We start from the raw sequence: 856 nt of genomic DNA, 5'->3' as shown, positions 1-856 counted from the left end.
GGTCCAAGTATTGGTATAGGTTCCAGAGTTGGTGCATCCCTCTGAAGCCATGAACTGTCCGCTTGTTTTTGTGATGTTGGAAACATCTGCATCGCATAAGTCGGAAGCAGTCGGAATCATAGCTTGTGCTAAAGCCAAACCGGAAGCGTCGCTGCATTCTAAAGTAACGTTTAGAGAACCAGCCTGAGTCGTCCAAATCGGTGCAGCAGTATCCTGAATTGTTATAATCTGAGTGAAAACATCAGAAGTGTTGCCGCAGTCGTCTTTTACGGTCCAAGTATTGGTATAGGTTCCAGCATTTCCGCAGCCCGCAGTAGCCATAAACTGTCCGCTTGTTTTGGTGATGTTTGTCACATCGGCATCGCATGAGTCTGAAGCTGACGGGAACATCGCTTGCGCTGAAGCCAAACTGGAAGTGTCGCTGCATTCTAAAGTAACGTTTAGAGAACCAGACTGAGTTGTCCAAGTAGGTGCAGCAGTATCCTGAATTGTTATAATCTGAGTGAAAACATCAGAAGTGTTGCCGCAGTCGTCTTTTACGGTCCAAGTATTGGTGTAGGTTCCAGCATTTCCGCAGCCCGCAGTAGCCATAAACTGTCCGCTTATTTTGGTGATGTTTGTCACATCGGCATCGCATGAGTCTGAAGCTGACGGGAACATCGCTTGCGCTGAAGCCAAACTGGAAGTGTCGCTGCATTCTAAAGTAACGTTTAGAGAACCAGACTGAGTTGTCCAAGTAGGTGCAGCAGTATCCTGAATTGTTATAATCTGAGTGAAAACATCAGAAGTGTTGCCGCAGTCGTCTTTTACGGTCCAAGTATTGGTATAGGTTCCAGAGTTGGTGCATCCCTCTGAA

1 protein-coding gene is annotated in these 856 nt (G+C 46.7%); it reads right to left on the bottom strand.

Translation table 11 applies throughout. The features are described 5' to 3' along the window. Positions 1–856: hypothetical protein (locus ACFFLS_RS26095; RefSeq protein WP_379689745.1), on the bottom strand; the 856-nt coding region annotated here is incomplete at both ends.

The sequence above is a fragment of the Flavobacterium procerum genome, from assembly GCF_042431625.1.
GTDB lineage: Bacteria > Bacteroidota > Bacteroidia > Flavobacteriales > Flavobacteriaceae > Flavobacterium > Flavobacterium procerum.
The sequence above is the reverse complement of the archived record's forward strand: the minus strand, read 5'-3'. Positions and strand labels throughout refer to the sequence as shown.